The organism is Nitrospirillum amazonense, assembly GCF_007828045.1.
GTDB classification, from domain to species: Bacteria; Pseudomonadota; Alphaproteobacteria; order Azospirillales; family Azospirillaceae; genus Nitrospirillum; species Nitrospirillum amazonense_C.
Window position 1 is genome coordinate 33928 of sequence record NZ_VITN01000029.1, and the last position, 16201, is coordinate 50128.

A 16201-nucleotide genomic window follows, 5' to 3' on the forward strand; every position below is an offset into this window, starting at 1 on the left:
CGGGAATGTCGGGGTGGGACCACAATCCCATGGGTGGGCCACCCGCACGGGGGCGGCACGCACAAAGAAAAAGGGGCGACCCGAAGGCCGCCCCTTTCGCTGTACGGAACCGATGTCGCCGGGACGCCGGCCCTTCCATTTTCCCGGTCAGAACTTCGCGGCGATGGTGCCCATGAAGGTACGCGGGGCGCCGGTCAGATACCTAGCGAGGCTGCCGCCAGTGCCGTACGAGGTGTTGTTCGTCGTCGGCATGGTGTTCAGGTAGCGGCGGTCAAAGAGATTTTCAACGTTGAACTGCAGATAGGACTCATGCATGCCGAAGAAGTCCGGCAGGTCCAGGCGGACGTTGGCGTTGGCCAGGAAGAACGGCGTCGTCTTCTCGTCGTTGGTGTCGGAGGCCGCGCGCTCGCCCGTGTACTTGCCTTCCAGGCCGAAGGTCAGGCTCTGGATGGGCTTATACTCGACGCGGCTGGCGACCATCCATTCCGGCGTATCCACCAGCATCTTGCCGGCGGTGTGGAAAGTGATGCCGCCGTTGACGACGTCGTTCAGCACTTCGGAGTGGGTGTAGCTGGCGGAACCGTAGAACGTCAGGTTCTCCAGGATGTTGAAGCCGGCTTCGGCCGACACGCCGTACAGCTCGACCTGGCCCAGGCTGCGGTCGATGAAGGTGCTGCCGCTGGGGTCGCTGGGATCCTGCGACGACACGATGCGGTTGTCATACTTCGTGTACCAGGCCGACAGCGACGAGATCAGTTCCTGGGTCTGGTAGCGGTACCCGAGTTCCAGGTTGTAGGTCTTTTCCGGCTCAACCGCCTTGGGGTCACGGATCACGTTGTACAGGTTGTCCGTGCGCGGCGCGGAGAAGCCTTCCGAGAACTGGAAGTAGACTTGGTGTGCCTGGGTCAGCTGATAGCTCACGCCGAGGCTGGGCAGGGCGTCGCTGAAGTCCTTGGTACCCGTGAACGGCGTCTTATAGAGGGTGCCGGTCGTGGGCAGCGTGCCGCTGGTGCAGTACTGATTGGACGACAGCGAGACGCCGCTCGGCGCTGTGGAATAGGTGTAGCAGTACTGGTTCAGCTCACGATGGAAGAAGGGCAGGCGCAGGGCCGGGACGACCGTTAAGGCCTGATCGAACGCCTTGTAGACGTATTCCATCGATGCCTGGTTCAGTTCGGCGATGGAGTAGCGGTTGCGGCGTTCCAGCTGGGCGCCGTCGTTGGCGAAGATGCCGCCCGGGAACGCGGTGGCGTACTTGCCGCCGAACGCATCCAGCGGAGTGCCATCGGACCCCAGCAGCGTGGGCTCGTTGGTCTGGCGATGACGGCCGTAGTCGATGGTGTAGCCGACGCGGAAGCGGTTGTCCTCGTTGATGTCCCAGATGACGGACGAGGTGACGCCGGTGCGGAAGGTGTTGGTGTTGTTGGGTGAGTACAACAGGACGGTGTCCAGGACGTCGCCATCGCCGTTCAGGTCCACGCCCTTCCCGCCCTTGGCGGCGCCGATCAGGCGGGGGTCGTTCTCCTTCACGCTGACGCTGCCGCCGCCGTTGGCCAGCGTATATTGGAAGTAGGGATCGACGGTCAGCATGACGTCGTCATCGAGATGGAAGCGCGACTGCCCGCGCACGTTCCCGGTGTTGGACGGGTTCTGGTACAGCTTGTAATAGTTGCTGTCGCCCGACGGCACCGCGTCCGCCTTGCCCGGGGTCGCCGGCTGCGGGATCCAGGTCGTGCCTTCGTCGTAGAAGTAGTTGCTGGCGAAATTGTTGCGGGTGCCGGTATTGTAGCTGAAGTTACGGTTTTCGTTGTAGTGCGCGGCCACGCTGATGAAGTCGCCGCCGCCCAGATCTTCGTAGATGCGACCGTTCACCTGCTTCTTCTGCAGGTCGCCCGGGCCCTTGAACTTGTCATAGTCCTGGTACGAGGCGGCGACGAAGGCCGAGGTGCGGTTGCCGGGGCCGAAATCGCCGGTATCCAGCACGCTGAAGACACGCTTGAAGTTGTTGCTGCCGAAAGACAGTTTCGTCTCCATGCCCAGTTCATCGCGCGGCTTGCGCGTCTGGACATTGATGGTGCCGCCGGTGGCCGAAGCGGTGGGGCTGTCGACGTCCGTGGTGCCGATGTTGACGGTGGCCTGGTTGACCAGTTCGGCGTCAATCACCTGGTTGGAATAGATGGCGTAGTTGCCGGTGTCGTTCAGCGGGATACCGTCGAAGGTGAACGACACACGGTTGCCGTCGAAGCCGCGGATGCGGATGCTGCCGCCGGATGAACCGTAGGCGTCACTGTTGGTGAAGTTCACGCCAGGCAGCATGTTGATGGCTTGCAGGACGGACTGGCCGGCGGTTTCTGTGGACAGGTATTTCTGGTCGACGGTGGAACGAGCCTTAGGCGCCGTCTCGGCCTGGATCAGGCCGCCGATCTGCGGCTGCTGGCGCGCGCCGGTGATGATGATCTCATCCATCTGCGAGGCCGTGGACTGCGCCAGCGCCGGAGCGACCCAGGCGGTGGCGGTCGCCAGGGCGACCATGCCCGTGCCGAGCTTCAGGAAAGTGGCGTAGCGGCGCCCCGGCGCCTGCGCGCGATTAAGCTTCTTCATCGATTGCCCCCAGAATTTGGATCGTTCGTCGTTCGGTCAGCCACACACCCGTCCGCACCCGTTCGTTCAGCCAGGTGAGGCCGTGTCGGGCGCTTTATTCCCTTCTTCGTATTACAACACCATTACAGAGGCGCGGCCTTCTTGCCCAACCCCCACCAAAACGCGCCGATTTGCCCCCAACTGTGGCCGTCAAAGCACATATCATGCGGGCGGCGCGACAAAGTGCAGCGCAGCCTTTTTGCGCCAAAATGGGAAGAAAATAGTTATTTATCAAATAGATGAATATTGACGCACATGCGTGTGCCATCTGTGTCGGGCCAAGTGTTGCAGAATGATGAAATCTTGACCTGTTGATCAGGAATTTGGCCGAATCAGCACCGTGGGCGGCGGCGCGGACGGCGGGCCGGCCGGGAGGCCCGGCATGTCCGGAACGGCATGGTGGAATGACGGGACCTTCCTACCACCCAATCGTCAGCCTTGCGGGGGGCGCCCGCTCTTGGCGGGGGCGACGGCCGGCCCTAATATAGATATTGGTATGCCTTCCAGAGGCTTGCTGGCCAGGGGCTTGCCGGCTGTAATCGGGGGCGGTGCATGCGGCGCGCGGACGGTGAGGGGTGATGCGGCTACCGGGACTGCGCAGCAGGCTGCTGTTGCTGCTGGTGGCCGTCATCGGCGCCATGGCGGCCCTGATGGTGGCGGAAGGGCAGTCCAGGCGCCAGGCGGCGGTCATGGCCGCCCGCGCCCACGTGCGCATCCTGACCCAGGTGGCGGAGGAGGAACACCGGGTGCTGGTGGAGCAGCTTGGCCACCTGGTGGAAACCGTCGCCCTGCAGGAGGTGGATCTGTCGGCCGGCGACTGCGCCGGCGACCTGGTCCGGCTGAAGGCGGCGGAGCCGTGGATCGCCAACGTCTTCCTCTCGCGGCCCGACGGCACCACGATCTGCGCCTCCACCGGCAACCCCCCGGCCGCCCTCAATGTCAGTGACCGCCCCTATTTCCAGGAGGCGCTACGCACCGGCCGCGCCACGCTCAGCGACTATATGATAGGCCGCACCACGCGGGCCCCCATCCTGGCCATGGCCCGTCCCATCCTGGGACCGGACGGTCAGGTCAAGGCCGTGGCCCGGGCCAGCATGCGGCTGAACTGGGCCGGCCGTCTGGCAGCCATGGCCGCCGACATGCCCAATGGCCTGTTCGCCATCGTCGATGCCAAGGGCGAGGTGCTGGTGCGCTTTCCCGCCCCGGCGCAGGCGGCCCCTCCGGCGGCGCCCACCCAGGTGGATGGTCCAGCCGCCCCGCCGGGGGACAACCAATTGGGTGCCGTCCTTACCGGCCAGCGGCTGGACGACGCCCTGGTGTCGCAACTGTTCGCGCAGCCCACGGGCACGCTGCTGTCGGCGGGGCTGGACGGCGTGCCGCGCATCATCGGCTTCGGCACCCTGCAGGGTATCAATGCCCGCGTTGTGGTCAGCCTGCCCCGGGCCGAGGCGGTGGGCGAGGCGGACGAGGATTTCTGGCGCAGCATGATGGGCCTGGCGGCCGTGGCCGCCGCCGCCTTCCTGCTGGGGATCTTCGCGCTGGAAACCTCGGTCATGAGCCGCCTGGGCACCCTGACCCGGGTGGTGGAGCGGATCGGCAGGGGCGAGCGGGGCGTGCGCGCGCCCGAACGGGCGTCGGACGCCGAATTCGCCGTGCTGGCCCGGGCCATTAACACCATGGCCCATAACCTGGAACAGGGCGCCACCGACCTGGCGGAGCGCGAGGTGCGCTTCCGGGACCTGATCGACGTGTCCACCGACTGGTACTGGGAGGCGGATCCCGACCGCCGGCTGACCTATGTGTCGCCCGGCGTGCGGTCCATTGGCCTCGATCCCCTGCGCATGGTGGGGCAGAAGCAGGTCGGCAGCCTGACCCCCACGCCGGAGACGGCCGCCGCCCTGGCCGGTGGCGCCGACAAGCAGGAATTCCGCGACCTGCGCTATGTCGTCAGCCACCCCAGCGGCAGGCGCTACCACATCGTGCTGTCGGGCCGCCCGCTTTATGACGCCGACGGTGCCATCCGGGGCTGGCGCGGCGTCGGCCGCGACATCACCGCCCTGGTGGAGGCGCGCGACGCGCTTGAGGAGAGCGAGGCCCGCTTCCGCCTGCTGGCCGACCGCGCCAGCGATATCATCCTGTTGACGCGGCCCGATGGCACCCGCCTCTACGTCTCCCCCTCGGTGGAACGCATCCTGGGTTATGGCGTGGCGGAATTCACGCGGCTGCCCCTGTCGGAGCTGCGCCATCCGGACGACCAGGCCATCGACGCCACCCTGGACGCGTTGTCGGCGGCCGCCTCGCGGGCCGGTTCCGGGGCGGCGGGTGCGGTGGCCGAGGGCGATCTTGCCCGCGGCGTTTCCGCCCGCTTCCGCCTGCGCCACAAGGGCGGCCGCTGGATCTGGCTTGAGACCATCATTTCCCTCACCCGGGGCGACGACGGGATGCCCCTGCTGATCTCCGCCGCCCGCGATGTCACCGAGCGGGTGCGGCAGGAGGAGGAATTGCGCGCCGCCCGCGACACCCTGACCGCCGCCGCCGCCGAGCTGGAGCAGGCGCGCCGCGTGGCGGAAGACGCCAACGCCGCCAAGTCCGCCTTCCTGACCGCCACCAGCCATGAAATCCGCACCCCACTGAACGGCATCATCGGGGCCGTGCAGCTGCTGGCGGCGGAGCCGCTGGCGCCCCTGCAGCGCGACCTGGCCGTGATCATCCGCGACAGCGCGCAGACCCTGTTGCTGCTGGTGGACGACCTGCTGGACCTCTCGAAGCTGGAGGCTGGGCGGGTGGACCTGGTGGCGACGGACTTCCAGCTGGCCGCGGTGGTGACGGAGGCCGCGCGCCTGATGGAAGGCCAGGCCCGGGCCAAGGGCCTGGTGCTGAGCACGCGCATCGCGCCCGAGGCGGCGGCCACCTTCCGCGGCGACGCCCGCCGTCTGCGCCAGCTGCTGCTGAACCTGCTGGGCAACGCGGTGAAGTTCACCGACAAGGGGCAGGTCCAGCTGACGGCCGAGGTGGTCGAAGGTGCGCCGGCGGTGAACGGGGGCAGCCCGCGCGACGTGCGCGTGGTGCTGACGGTGCGTGACACAGGCATCGGCATGACGGCGGACCAGCAGGCGCGGCTGTTCAACCGCTTCGTCCAGGGTGACGACGGCATCGCCCAGCGCTATGGCGGCAGTGGCCTGGGCCTGTCCATCTGCCGCGAACTGGTGACCCTGATGGGCGGCACCATCACCCTGGACAGCTCACCCGGCCAGGGCAGCACCTTCACCATCGACCTGACGCTGCCGCGCCTGCCTGGCCAGGCCGCGGCCACGGACGAAGCGGCACCGCCCCCCGCCGCCCTACCCCCCGGCCCCCCGCCCCCCGGCGCCCCGCCCAGGCGTGGCGCCGGCCGCCGCGTGCTGGTGGTGGAGGACAACAGCATCAACGCCCGCCTGACGGAGATGATGCTGCGCACCGAAGGCTATGCCGTTGAATTGGCCGGCGACGGGGCCGCGGGCGCCGCCATCGCCCTGGGCCAGCCGCCGGTGGATCTGGTGCTGATGGATATCCAGATGGCCGGCCTGGACGGGCTGGAGGCGACGCGCCGCATCCGCGCGGGCGAACCGCCGGGCCGCCGCGTGCCGGTCATCGCCATGACTGCCAACGCCATGGTGGGCATGCGTGAGGAATACCTGGCCGCTGGCATGGACGACTATGTGTCCAAGCCCTTCGACCAGGGCCGCTTCCTTGACCTGGTGGCCCGCTGGACCGGCGCGCCGGCGCACCCTGGCGCGACGGAGGGGCCACGGCCCATGGCCGGCCCCGGCGACGGCTTTCCCATGGCCGACCAGCCCCTGTTCGATGGCGAGCCGCTGGCCAAATTGGTGGACTTGGCGGGGCGCGACGGCACGGTGGACATGGTGCGGGAGTTCGTCAGCTTCGGGCAGGCGCGCATCGCCCGCACCGCCGGCCTGGTCACCGCCGGCAACCTGCCCGAGGCGCGGCGTGAGGCGCACAGCCTGATCTCCACCGTGGGCAATCTGGGCCTGCGCCGCCTGCAGTACCTGGCGCAGTCGCTGGAGCAGGCGTGCATCCAGGGCGACGCCGAAGAGGCGCGCCAGCTGGTCGCCGCCATCGTCGGCGTGGCGCCGGCGTCCTGGGCCGCCCTGGCCCGGGATTACCCCGTGCCCATCGCCGCCGCCTGAGGTGTGCCTGTCACGCGCTACCGATCAAAATCCCTGTCGCGAACACCAGCAGGCCGCCGATGATGACCTGGAAGGCGGCGGCCAGGAAGGTCGTGTCCATGTAGCGGTTGCGGATCCAGGAGATGACGCCCAGCTCCACCATCACAACGGCGGCGGCGGCGGCCGTGGCCGTCCAGAACTGGGGGATGAGATAGGGCAGGGTGTGCCCCAGGCCGCCCACGGCGGTCATGACACCGCAGACCAGGCCGCGCAGCCAGGGGCTGCCCCGGCCGGTCAGGCTGCCATCGTCGGACAGCGCCTCGGCGAAGCCCATGCTGATGCCGGCGCCCATGGCCGCGGCGATGCCCACCAGAAAGGTCTGCCAGGTGTCGTGGGTGGCGAAGGCGGCGGCGAACAGCGGCGCCAGGGTGGAGACGGAACCGTCCATCAGCCCGGCCAGGCCCGGCTGCACCACCTGCAGCACGAACAGGCGGCGTTCCGACGCGTGCTCCTCCTCCCGCACCTGGGGCGTCACCAGGCGGGACTCTAGCTGCTCCGCCCGCGCCTCGTGACGGCGCTCCTCATCCGCCAGGTCGCCCAGCAACTGCCGGATGGCGGCGTCGGTGGAGCGGCGGGCCGCCCGGGTGTAGAAGCGCTTGGTCTCCGCCTCCATCAATTCGGCCTGCTGGCGCACCGCCTCCAGGGACAGCGGGCGGACCAGCCAAACCGGCTTGCGCTGCACGAAGCCGCGCACATCCTGGCGGCGGATCAGGGGGATATGCTCCCCGAAGCGCTGGCGGTACAACTCGATCAGGCGGTGGCGATGGCCGTTCTCTTCCGCCGCCAGGGCATTGAAGACCTTGGCGCTTTCCGGAAAGTTCTCGCGCAGGCCGGTGGCGAACTCGTCGTAGATGCGCGCGTCCTCCTCCTCCAGGGACACGGCCAGCGCCAGCAGCTCCTGTTCGGTGAGGTCGGAGAAGTCCTTCATGGGGATGGCCTTGCGCAAGAGCGGGGAATGCCGGGAAGACTAGCCAAGTCATGGCGCCCGTCAACCCGCCGCGTGCGCGAGAGATGCGGAATTCTCGAGTAATAATAATGAGTTGCGCTTGCTGTCCCGAGATGGACGCCATGGCGTGGCGGCATGGGCTCCCTGCGCGCGATCCCCCTCATCAGCCGGGGTCTTCCGCGTTAAACTCCCGCCCTATCCCATCCTTCGAGGACGCCTGGGCATGTTGAGCTGGCAGACCCTATCGGCCTTCGCCGTCACCTGCTTCTTCCTGTCGGCCACCCCCGGCCCCAACATGCTGTTCGCCATGGGCATCGGCCTGCGCCATGGCGTGCGCGCGGCGGCCTGGGCGGGGGCGGGCATGTGCCTGGCGCTGGGCGCCATGGCCGGCCTGTCGGCGGTGGGCATGGCGGCGCTGCTGCAGGCTTCTTCCACAGCCTTCATGGTGGTGAAGGTGCTGGGCGTGGCCTATCTGCTGTACCTGGGCGTCCAGGCCTGGCGGGCGGACCCGAAGGAGACGCTGCGCGCCGAGGCCGACGCGGAACAGCGGGGGGAGGCTGTGCGCCCCGCTGACGCCCGCGCTCACCGGCTGCTGCTGCGCGGCCTGCTGGTCTGCGGTTCCAATCCCAAGGCGCTGATCTTCATGGCCGCCTTCTTCCCCCAGTTCATCGACGCCGGCCAGCCGCTGACGGCGCAGCTGGTCTTGCTGACCGTGCTGATGGTGGTGATCGAGTTCGGCTGGATCCTGACCTACGCCATCGGCGGGCAAACCCTGGCCGGCCGCCTGCAGACGCCCAAGGCCGCCCGCCAGCTGAACCGCCTCACTGGCGGCCTGCTGATCGGGGCCGGCGGCATCCTGGCGCTGATGCGGTGACGGGGGGCGCTGACTGACGGGTATCGCGCCCGTGTAAGCCGGGTCGCTTGCGGATCCGCGTCCATGGCCTACAGTGGGCGCAGGACCGGCTTGCGGTTCGTCCTGGGTATCATCCATGTCGGGGTGTCATGCGTTCGCGTCGTTTTTCCGCTTCCATCGTCGCCGCCGGCTTGGCCGCGTCCCTGCTGTCCGGCTGCGCCTTTTTCGAGGGTGACGACGATACCGCCCCCGCCAAGCCCGGCGACGGCTTGTTGTCCCGGTTGGCCCAGGATCCTGAGGCCCAGCCTGCGGGTTCCGCCCAATCGGTGACGCAAGCGCCCACCGCCTCGCCGGCCGCCCCGATCAATGTTCCCGTCCTGCCGGCGCCGGCGGTCCAGGCGCCCCCCGAGAACACGCCCCTTGGGCAGGCCGCGCCCATCCAGACGCCCGATACCATCATGCCCGGCGCCCAGGGGCGGGCGGGTCAGATGGCCGTGTCCACCCTACCGCTGGACGGCCACATCAATCCCCCCGTCGACCCGCCGGACGCGCAGCGGCTGGTGGCCCAGGCCGATGCGCAGATGGAGGATAAGAACGGCAAGGGCCCGTCGTCGCAGGACATGGCCTCGGCCCTGGCGCTGTTCGACCAGGCCATGGCCCGTGGCAGCCTCAAGGCGCGCGAGGCGCTGGCGGTCTACTACTACTATGGCCGGGGCACGGCCCGGGATCCGCAGAAGGCGGCGCAGGTGGTGAAGCCCGCCGCCCAGGCCGGCCTGGGCATGGCGGCGCTGATCTACGGCCAGTTGTACAACAACGGCAGCATCCCCGGCGGCGGCGCCGGCGAGGCGCAGTACTGGTACAACATCGCCCGCCGCGCCGGCTGCGCCCCCTGCATATCCAGCCACCAGGAATTCCTGAACAGCATCGAGGCCAAGCTGAACCTGCCGGCCAGCAAGGGGCAGGGCGACTTGGCCAGCGACCCCATCGTGCTGGCCGGCATCACCGACAGCGCCGCCGGCGCCAAGCGCGAATACACCACGCTGGGCATCCTCTACCCCGGCTGGAAGCAGGTGGAACAGCGCCAACTGACGGAAAGCGGCCGCATGCTGGACCAGTTCACCCTGGAAAACCCCCAGCAGCGCCGCGTGCGCGTCTATTTCGACGCCACCGGCTGGGGCAAGCCGGCAGCCAAGGCGAAGTAGAAAGCCAGCCCAGCGGATGCTGACGCCCGGAATCAGGAAACCCGGCTGAACACAAAGCCCGGCTATTGATTCCAGGCGCGGCGCAGGGCCTGGCCGCAGGCCATGCTGGCCAGATAGGCCTTGGGCGCCATGACCTCGCGCGCGATCAGGCCATAGGTGCGGCGGTCGGCGCTGATCCAGGGATAGAAGCCCATCATGCCCGGGCTGCTGAAGGCGCCGTCGCCGCCGGGGCCATCCTCCACCCAATGGTTCAGGCTGTAGTGCCAGGGCTGGGGCAAATCCGGCGCCTGCACGGCCGCGCAGTCCGGTCCCTGGGTACAGACGGGGTGGCTGCCCAGCAGGTCGTGGATGCGCAGATGGCCGGACACCACCTTGCGCAGGAAGGCGCCATAGGCGGCCGGGCTGGCCTTCAGGCCGCCGGACACGCGGGGGGCGGCATAGTCCAGGTGCAGGTCCGGGCCCAACACCCGCCGCACCTCCGCCGCCAAGCCGTAGCGGTCCAGATCGCCTAGGCCCAGGGTGGTCGCCAGATGCTGGTCGTGGCCGCCGTTATAGCTGAACCGGCCCTGATGCTCGGCATTCAGCAGGCCGTTGCCGCGCCGGTCCAGGCAGGCGGCCACGGTGTGGGCGGCGAAACAGGCCAGCGGGTTGAAGTTGTCATAGCCGGACCGCATCTCCAGCGCGTCCAGCTGGTCCGGCGTCAACTGGCCGCCCACCCGCTCCACCACATAGGCGGCGAAGACCAGCTTGCTGGCGCTGGCCACCTGCAAGGGCTTGTTGGCGCTGTAGCGGCTGCCCCGGGTACCGCTGGCCAGGGTCCCGCTGCCGTCGCCGATCTCCCAATAAAAATCGCCCATTTCCCGGCAGGCGGCGTCGGTGCCGGCCGCCGCCGCCACGGCCGCGCGGCGGCGGGCCAGGCCATGATGGGGGTCGGCCTTCTGGTACGCCTGGGTCTGCAGGGCATCCACCGGCATGGCATGGGCGACCTCTGGGGCGGCCTCTGGGGCGACCTCCGGCGAGGCCGATGACGGGGCCGGCGATTGGGCGCCGGCCCCGGCGGCGGCCATCAAGGCGGCACCCGACAGGCCTGCCGCCAGGGCGGCCGCCCGCCATTTCATCGCCATTTCCAACACCCGCCGTTGCACACGCACGTCCGCCGACCACACCCATTGCCCAGAGCGCGGCCATGATATCAGCCACCCCCGGTGGCGGGTATGGACGGGGCCGGTACTGTCGTCTTTGTCGCAGGCGGGCTATCCGGGTGATATGCACCTCACGCGCGCATTGCATGGAAAATACATACGTATTAATTGTGATGCCGCCTTCAATTGGGACGTTCTCGTGGGCGTCCTGCAATCAGCGGGAGTGAATGGGATGGCGACGATCTATGATGCATGGCAGACCACCTTCTTCTTCAACAACATCGCCAATGACGCCAGCGGGCAGGACGTGACGGTGGACTTGGATAAGTCCCTGCCGAAAAGCGCCGCCCTGCAGGCGGGCGCCACGGCTGCGGCCGCGCAGCTGACAGCCATCCTGACGGCCGGCATCGACAAGGCGATCAAGGCCGCCGGATCGCAGTTGGGGGCTGACGACTGGACCGTGGTGTGGGGCCCCCAGGCCCTCTGCATCGATCCGGTCTTCGGCAGCGTGCGTTGGGAGGCGCCGACCCCCACCGCCCGCTTCAACGCCGCCAACGCCCTGTTCGTGGTCTACAGTCCCACGCTGGCCCGCTACGTCGTGGCCATCGCCGCCACCAACTTCAAATCCTTCTACGACTGGCTGAAGGAGGATTTCGCCGTGGCCACCGTGGTGGCATGGGAGGGGGCCTTGCAGGTGTGGAACGGCGGCACCAACGACACCCAGCCCGGCGACCAGGTCCCCTGCATCTCAATGGCGACCTACACCGGCATCACCAACCTGCTCGGCATCATCGATACCCAGATCACCAAGCAGACTTTGGTGACCTTCCTCAAGGGGTTGACCCCGCCGTCCGGCACCACGCTGACCTTCACCGGCCATTCGCTGGCGGGCGCCTTGTCGCCGACGCTGGCCATGGCTTGCTTCGATCCCACCGCCGGCCTGCTGCGGGGCGGTTCGTGGGCGGCCGGCGACGCCATGATCTACGCCACCGCCGGCGCCACCCCCGGCAACGCCCCCTTCGCGGCGCTGGTCAACGGCACCGCCTGGGCGGGCGGCGACCAGACGGGCAGCCAGCCCTGGCAGATCTGGAACCACGACATGTACAACAATGTGGACGTGGTGCCCCACGCCTGGGGTTCCGCCATGCTGGACGCCATTCCCGGCTATTACGGCACCTATTACGGCGCGCTGACGACCGACCTCATCACCCACCTCATCTCGCACGCCCGCGCTTATGCCAAGAAGGGGGAAGCCGTGGCCGGCCCCTACACCCCCATCAACAACCAGGCGCTGAATTCCGAGGGCCAGTCCGCCGCCTTCGACGAATTCGTCTCCAGCTACAAGGTGTCTGAGGGTGGTGGGGAGGTGATCGAGTACCTGACCCCGGCCCAGGCCGCGGTGGTATCACCCCCGCCCACGGACAAGACGCAGGTGTCCTGGACCGAACAGGTGCTGTTCCAGCACACCACGGCCTATGGTCAGCTGATCCTGCAGAACCCGCCCCAGCCGGTGAAGTCGGCGTCTTGAGCCAGCCGGTGAAGTCGGCGTCCTGAGACCGACGGCGATCCAATAGAACCCCAATAAGGAAAGGCCGGCGTCCATCCGGGCGCCGGCCTTTCCCCGCGGTCTTCGCCCCTTTTGCTTGGGCGTTCCTCCCCCTCCCCCCGGGACCTCAGGAACCCGTTTCCATCAGCCGGTCATAGGCCGGCAGGGTGAGGAATTCGGCGAAGCGGTGCTGGAACACCAGCTCGGAGAACAGGCGCGCCGCCTCCTCATGCCGGCTGTGGGCCAGGGCCACCTCTCCCACGCGGCCGATCCAGGCGGCCAGTTCCTCCTCGATGATGCGTTCCACCAGGGCATGATCGACGGTGCGGCCGTCGTCCAGCTTGGCGCCGTGGCGCAGCCACTGCCAGACCTGGGCGCGGCTGATCTCGGCCGTGGCCGCATCCTCCATCAGGTTGAACAGGGGCACGCAGCCCTGGCCGCGCAGCCAGGCCTCGATATAGCCGATGCCCACCGCCACGTTCTGGCGCAGGCCGGCCTCGGTGCGCGGGCCCTGAGGGATGGCCAGCAGATCCTCCGCCGTCACCCGCACGTCGTGGCAGGTGGCGTGGATCTGGTTGGGCGTGCGCATCAGGTCGTCGAAGATCTCGCGCGCCACCGGCACCAGCGCCGGATGGGCCACCCAGGTGCCGTCATGGCCGTTGCGGGCCTCCCGCTCCTTATCCGCCCGCACCTGGGCGAAGGCGCGGTCGTTGGCGACGGGATCGTCCTTCACCGGGATGTAGGCCGCCATGCCGCCGATGGCGGGGGCGCCCCGGCGGTGGCAGGTCTTCACCGCCAGGCGGGAGTAGGCGTTGAGGAAGGCCTTGTCCATGGTGACGGCCGCGCGGTCGGGCAGCAGGGCATCGGGGTCGTTCCGGAACTTCTTGATGAAGCTGAAGATATAATCCCAGCGGCCACAGTTCAGGCCGGCGGAATGGCAGCGCAGCTCATATAGAATCTCGTCCATCTCGAAAGCCGCCAGGATGCTTTCGATCAGCACCGTGGCCTTGATGGTGCCCGGGGGCAGCTCCAGGCATTCCTGGGCGTGCAGGAACACGTCGTTCCACAGCCGCGCCTCGGCCCGGCCCTCGATCTTGGGCAGGTAGAAATAGGGGCCGCTGCCCCGGGCCAGCAGTTCGCGGGCGTTGTGGAAGAAGTGCAGGCCGAAGTCGAACAGGGCGGCCGACACGGGCCGGCCGTCGATCAACACATGCTTTTCCTCCAGGTGCCAGCCGCGCGGGCGGACCATCAGCACGGCGACCTTGTCGTTCAGGGCGTAGTGCTTGCCCGACACGGGATCGGTGTGGGTGATGGTGCGGCGGATGGCGTCGCGCAGATTGACCTGGCCGTCCATGACATTGGACCAGGTCGGGGCGTTGCTGTCCTCGAAATCGGCCATGAACACCTGCGCGCCGGAATTCAGCGCGTTGATGATCATCTTGCGCTCGACGGGGCCGGTGATCTCCACCCGGCGGTCGCGCAGGTCGGCCGGCTGCGGCTCGACCATCCATTCTTCATGCCGGGCATAGCCGCAGGCGGGGTTGAAGGCCGGCTTCTCACCGGCGTCCAGGCGCGCCTGGCGCTCCACCCGCTTTTCCAGCAGATAGCGCCGGCGCCAGCCGAAGCGGCGTTCCAGGTCGGCCACGAAGGCCAGGGCGGCGGGGGTCAGGAGGACATCATAGCCGGGCTTGGACGCGGCGCGGATCTCGATACGGCCTACCGGGGCGTCCGGGGACAGGCGGGGGGCCGAGGGGGCGAGCAGAGCGTCAGGCATGATACCTCTCCCTTCAGATCAGGGGGCCTGTCGCGGCGCGGCTCAGGCCCTCGAGGCGGTGATTTAGGGGGCAGGGGTGCGGCGGCGGGACGCTCCAGCGTCGTTTAAACCCCGTCGCCGCACCCTTGCCAGGGCAGGGGATGGAATGGGCCATCCCCGCCGATCTCGTGGACGCGTTGGAATTCAGTGAAATGGAATTCGGTGAAATCCGGAGGGGAAACCGGGCGGCGGCGGGACGCTCCAGCGTCGTTTATTCCCGCCGCCGCCCGAAAGGTGATCCCAGGCGAACGGTGCGTCGGCCTTCCCTGGGATCACCCGTTCCGGGAACCTTGATCGATCAGTGGAACTGGTCGGTCTCGGTCGAGTCCTTCATGGCGGTGGTGCTGCTGGTGCCGCCGGTGATCGCCATGGACACGGCGTCGAAGTAGCCGGTGCCCACCTCGCGCTGGTGCTTCACCGCGGTGAAGCCTTGCTCGACGGCGGCGAATTCCTTCTGCTGCAGCTCGGAGAAGGCGGCCATGCCGCGCTCCTTGTAGCCGCGCGCCAGCTCGAAGGTGGCGTAGTTCAGCGAGTGGAAGCCCGCCAGGGTGATGAACTGGAACTTATAGCCCATGGCGCCCAGCTCCTGCTGGAAGCGGGCGATGGTCGCCTCGTCCAGGTTGGCGCGCCAGTTGAAGCTGGGCGAGCAGTTGTAGGCCAACAGCTTGCCCGGGAACTGCTTGTGCACGGCCTCGGCGAAGCGGCGGGCGTCATCCAGGTTGGGCTTGGACGTTTCCCACCACAGCAGGTCGGCATACGGAGCGTAAGCCAGGCCGCGGGCGATGCAGTAATCGACGCCCATGCCCTTGCGGATGCGGAAGAAGCCTTCCGGCGTGCGGTCGTTGCGGTCGATGAAGGGATGGTCGCGCTCATCCACGTCGGACGTGATCAGCTGCGCGCTTTCCGCATCCGTGCGGGCCACCACCAGGGTGCTGGTGCCGGAGACGTCGGCGCCCAGGCGGGCGGCGTTCAGGATGCGGATGAACTGCTGGATGGGGATCAGCACCTTGCCGCCCAGGTGGCCGCACTTCTTCTCCGACGCCAGCTGGTCCTCGAAATGGACGGCGGCGGCCCCGGCCTCGATCATGGACTTCATCAGCTCATGGGCGTTCAGCGGACCGCCGAAGCCGGCCTCGGCGTCGGCGACGATGGGCACCATCCAGTTGATGTCGTCCTTGCCTTCGGAATGGGAAATCTGGTCGGCGCGCAGCAGGGCGTTGTTGATGCGCTTCACGACGCTGGGGACCGAGTTGGCCGGGTACAGGCTCTGGTCCGGGTACATCTGGCCCGCCAGGTTGGCATCGGCCGCGACCTGCCAGCCGGACAGGTAGATCGCCTCCAGGCCGGCCTTGGCCATCTGCACCGCCTGGTTGCCGGTGAAGGCGCCCAGGCTGTGGACGTAGGGCCGGGTGTGCAGCAATTCCCACAAGCGGCGGGCGCCCAGCTCGGCCAGGGTATATTCGATCTTCACCGTGCCGGACAGGCGCTTCACGTCCTCCATGGTGTAGTCGCGCTTGATACCGTCGAAGCGGCGGGCATGCAGCGCCTTCAGGTCGGTGGGGGTGGGGCCTTGATCCAGCGGAGCCATGATCGCCTAATTCCTTTCATTCAAGACGTCGGACGGCCTTTTGAGCGAGGTTGGAACCATGATGGTTCCGGCCGACCTGATGATGTTCCCGTGACCGCCGGCGTTCGCCTGTTTCGCACTGCGTCCGTCGCGTTCACTGCACTGCATTAGACTTGGCGATTTGGTAAACTGGATCAATAAGTCTTTGATTGAAAAGTGGTAATGATGTAATCTCTTGTAATGTCGGTAAGTGAAAACTTGTAAAG

9 protein-coding genes are annotated in these 16201 nt (G+C 67.8%); 4 read left to right on the forward strand and 5 right to left on the reverse strand.

Translation table 11 applies throughout. The annotated features are described in order from the left end of the window. Nucleotides 1-147: 147 nt before the first annotated feature. Complete coding sequence (locus FBZ89_RS27570; protein WP_145754006.1) at nucleotides 148-2601, reverse strand: TonB-dependent receptor; 2454 nt, start codon at nucleotides 2599-2601, stop codon at nucleotides 148-150. Between the two features lie 617 nt (nucleotides 2602-3218). Between FBZ89_RS27570 and FBZ89_RS27575 the strand changes: the two genes are divergently transcribed. Continuing rightward, the gene (locus FBZ89_RS27575; protein WP_145754008.1) at nucleotides 3219-6827 is read left to right on the forward strand and encodes an ATP-binding protein; all 3609 of its coding nucleotides are present in this window, start codon (nucleotides 3219-3221) and stop codon (nucleotides 6825-6827) included. Nucleotides 6828-6837: 10 nt separating this feature from the next. On the opposite strand, the gene mbfA is transcribed toward FBZ89_RS27575, so the two are convergent. Then, nucleotides 6838-7794, reverse strand: coding sequence for an iron exporter MbfA (gene mbfA / locus FBZ89_RS27580; RefSeq protein WP_145754010.1), 957 nt, complete (start codon nucleotides 7792-7794; stop codon nucleotides 6838-6840). 241 nt (nucleotides 7795-8035) lie between these two features. Here mbfA and FBZ89_RS27585 point away from each other — a divergent pair, with 241 nt between their 5' ends. Together FBZ89_RS27585 and FBZ89_RS27590 are read left to right on the forward strand one after the other, a co-directional pair. Then, nucleotides 8036-8686 carry a LysE family translocator gene (locus FBZ89_RS27585; RefSeq protein ID WP_246172750.1) on the forward strand — a complete coding sequence of 217 codons (651 nt, stop codon included), beginning with the start codon at nucleotides 8036-8038 and terminating at the stop codon, nucleotides 8684-8686. 128 nt (nucleotides 8687-8814) lie between these two features. Beyond that, the gene (locus FBZ89_RS27590) at nucleotides 8815-9867 is read left to right on the forward strand and encodes a hypothetical protein (protein WP_145754012.1); all 1053 of its coding nucleotides are present in this window, start codon (nucleotides 8815-8817) and stop codon (nucleotides 9865-9867) included. Between the two features lie 62 nt (nucleotides 9868-9929). On the opposite strand, the gene FBZ89_RS27595 is transcribed toward FBZ89_RS27590, so the two are convergent. Next, nucleotides 9930-10991: a hypothetical protein gene (locus FBZ89_RS27595; RefSeq protein ID WP_211115376.1), complete on the reverse strand. Its 1062-nt coding sequence runs from the start codon at nucleotides 10989-10991 to the stop codon at nucleotides 9930-9932. Between the two features lie 250 nt (nucleotides 10992-11241). On the opposite strand from FBZ89_RS27595, the gene FBZ89_RS27600 reads away from it, so the two are divergent. Beyond that, a complete protein-coding gene (locus FBZ89_RS27600) occupies nucleotides 11242-12537 on the forward strand; it encodes a hypothetical protein (protein WP_145754014.1) in 1296 nt (431 codons plus the stop codon). A gap of 145 nt (nucleotides 12538-12682) precedes the next feature. On the opposite strand, the gene aceB is transcribed toward FBZ89_RS27600, so the two are convergent. Beyond that, on the reverse strand, nucleotides 12683-14329 hold the full coding sequence (gene aceB, locus FBZ89_RS27605; RefSeq protein WP_145754016.1) for a malate synthase A: 1647 nt from the start codon (nucleotides 14327-14329) through the stop codon (nucleotides 12683-12685). Nucleotides 14330-14666: 337 nt separating this feature from the next. Next, nucleotides 14667-15956 carry an isocitrate lyase gene (aceA, locus tag FBZ89_RS27610; protein WP_145754018.1) on the reverse strand — a complete coding sequence of 430 codons (1290 nt, stop codon included), beginning with the start codon at nucleotides 15954-15956 and terminating at the stop codon, nucleotides 14667-14669. Nucleotides 15957-16201 lie beyond the last annotated feature (245 nt).

Bases quoted from the DNA above. Each gene is read 5' to 3' on its own strand.
- FBZ89_RS27570 (WP_145754006.1), bottom strand. From the start codon at position 2,601: ATGAAGAAGCTTAATCGCGCGCAGGCGCCGGGGCGCCGCTACGCCACT.
- FBZ89_RS27575 (WP_145754008.1), top strand. From the start codon at position 3,219: ATGCGGCTACCGGGACTGCGCAGCAGGCTGCTGTTGCTGCTGGTGGCC.
- mbfA (WP_145754010.1), bottom strand. From the start codon at position 7,794: ATGAAGGACTTCTCCGACCTCACCGAACAGGAGCTGCTGGCGCTGGCC.
- FBZ89_RS27585 (WP_246172750.1), top strand. From the start codon at position 8,036: ATGTTGAGCTGGCAGACCCTATCGGCCTTCGCCGTCACCTGCTTCTTC.
- FBZ89_RS27590 (WP_145754012.1), top strand. From the start codon at position 8,815: ATGCGTTCGCGTCGTTTTTCCGCTTCCATCGTCGCCGCCGGCTTGGCC.
- FBZ89_RS27595 (WP_211115376.1), bottom strand. From the start codon at position 10,991: ATGGCGATGAAATGGCGGGCGGCCGCCCTGGCGGCAGGCCTGTCGGGT.
- FBZ89_RS27600 (WP_145754014.1), top strand. From the start codon at position 11,242: ATGGCGACGATCTATGATGCATGGCAGACCACCTTCTTCTTCAACAAC.
- aceB (WP_145754016.1), bottom strand. From the start codon at position 14,329: ATGCCTGACGCTCTGCTCGCCCCCTCGGCCCCCCGCCTGTCCCCGGAC.
- aceA (WP_145754018.1), bottom strand. From the start codon at position 15,956: ATGGCTCCGCTGGATCAAGGCCCCACCCCCACCGACCTGAAGGCGCTG.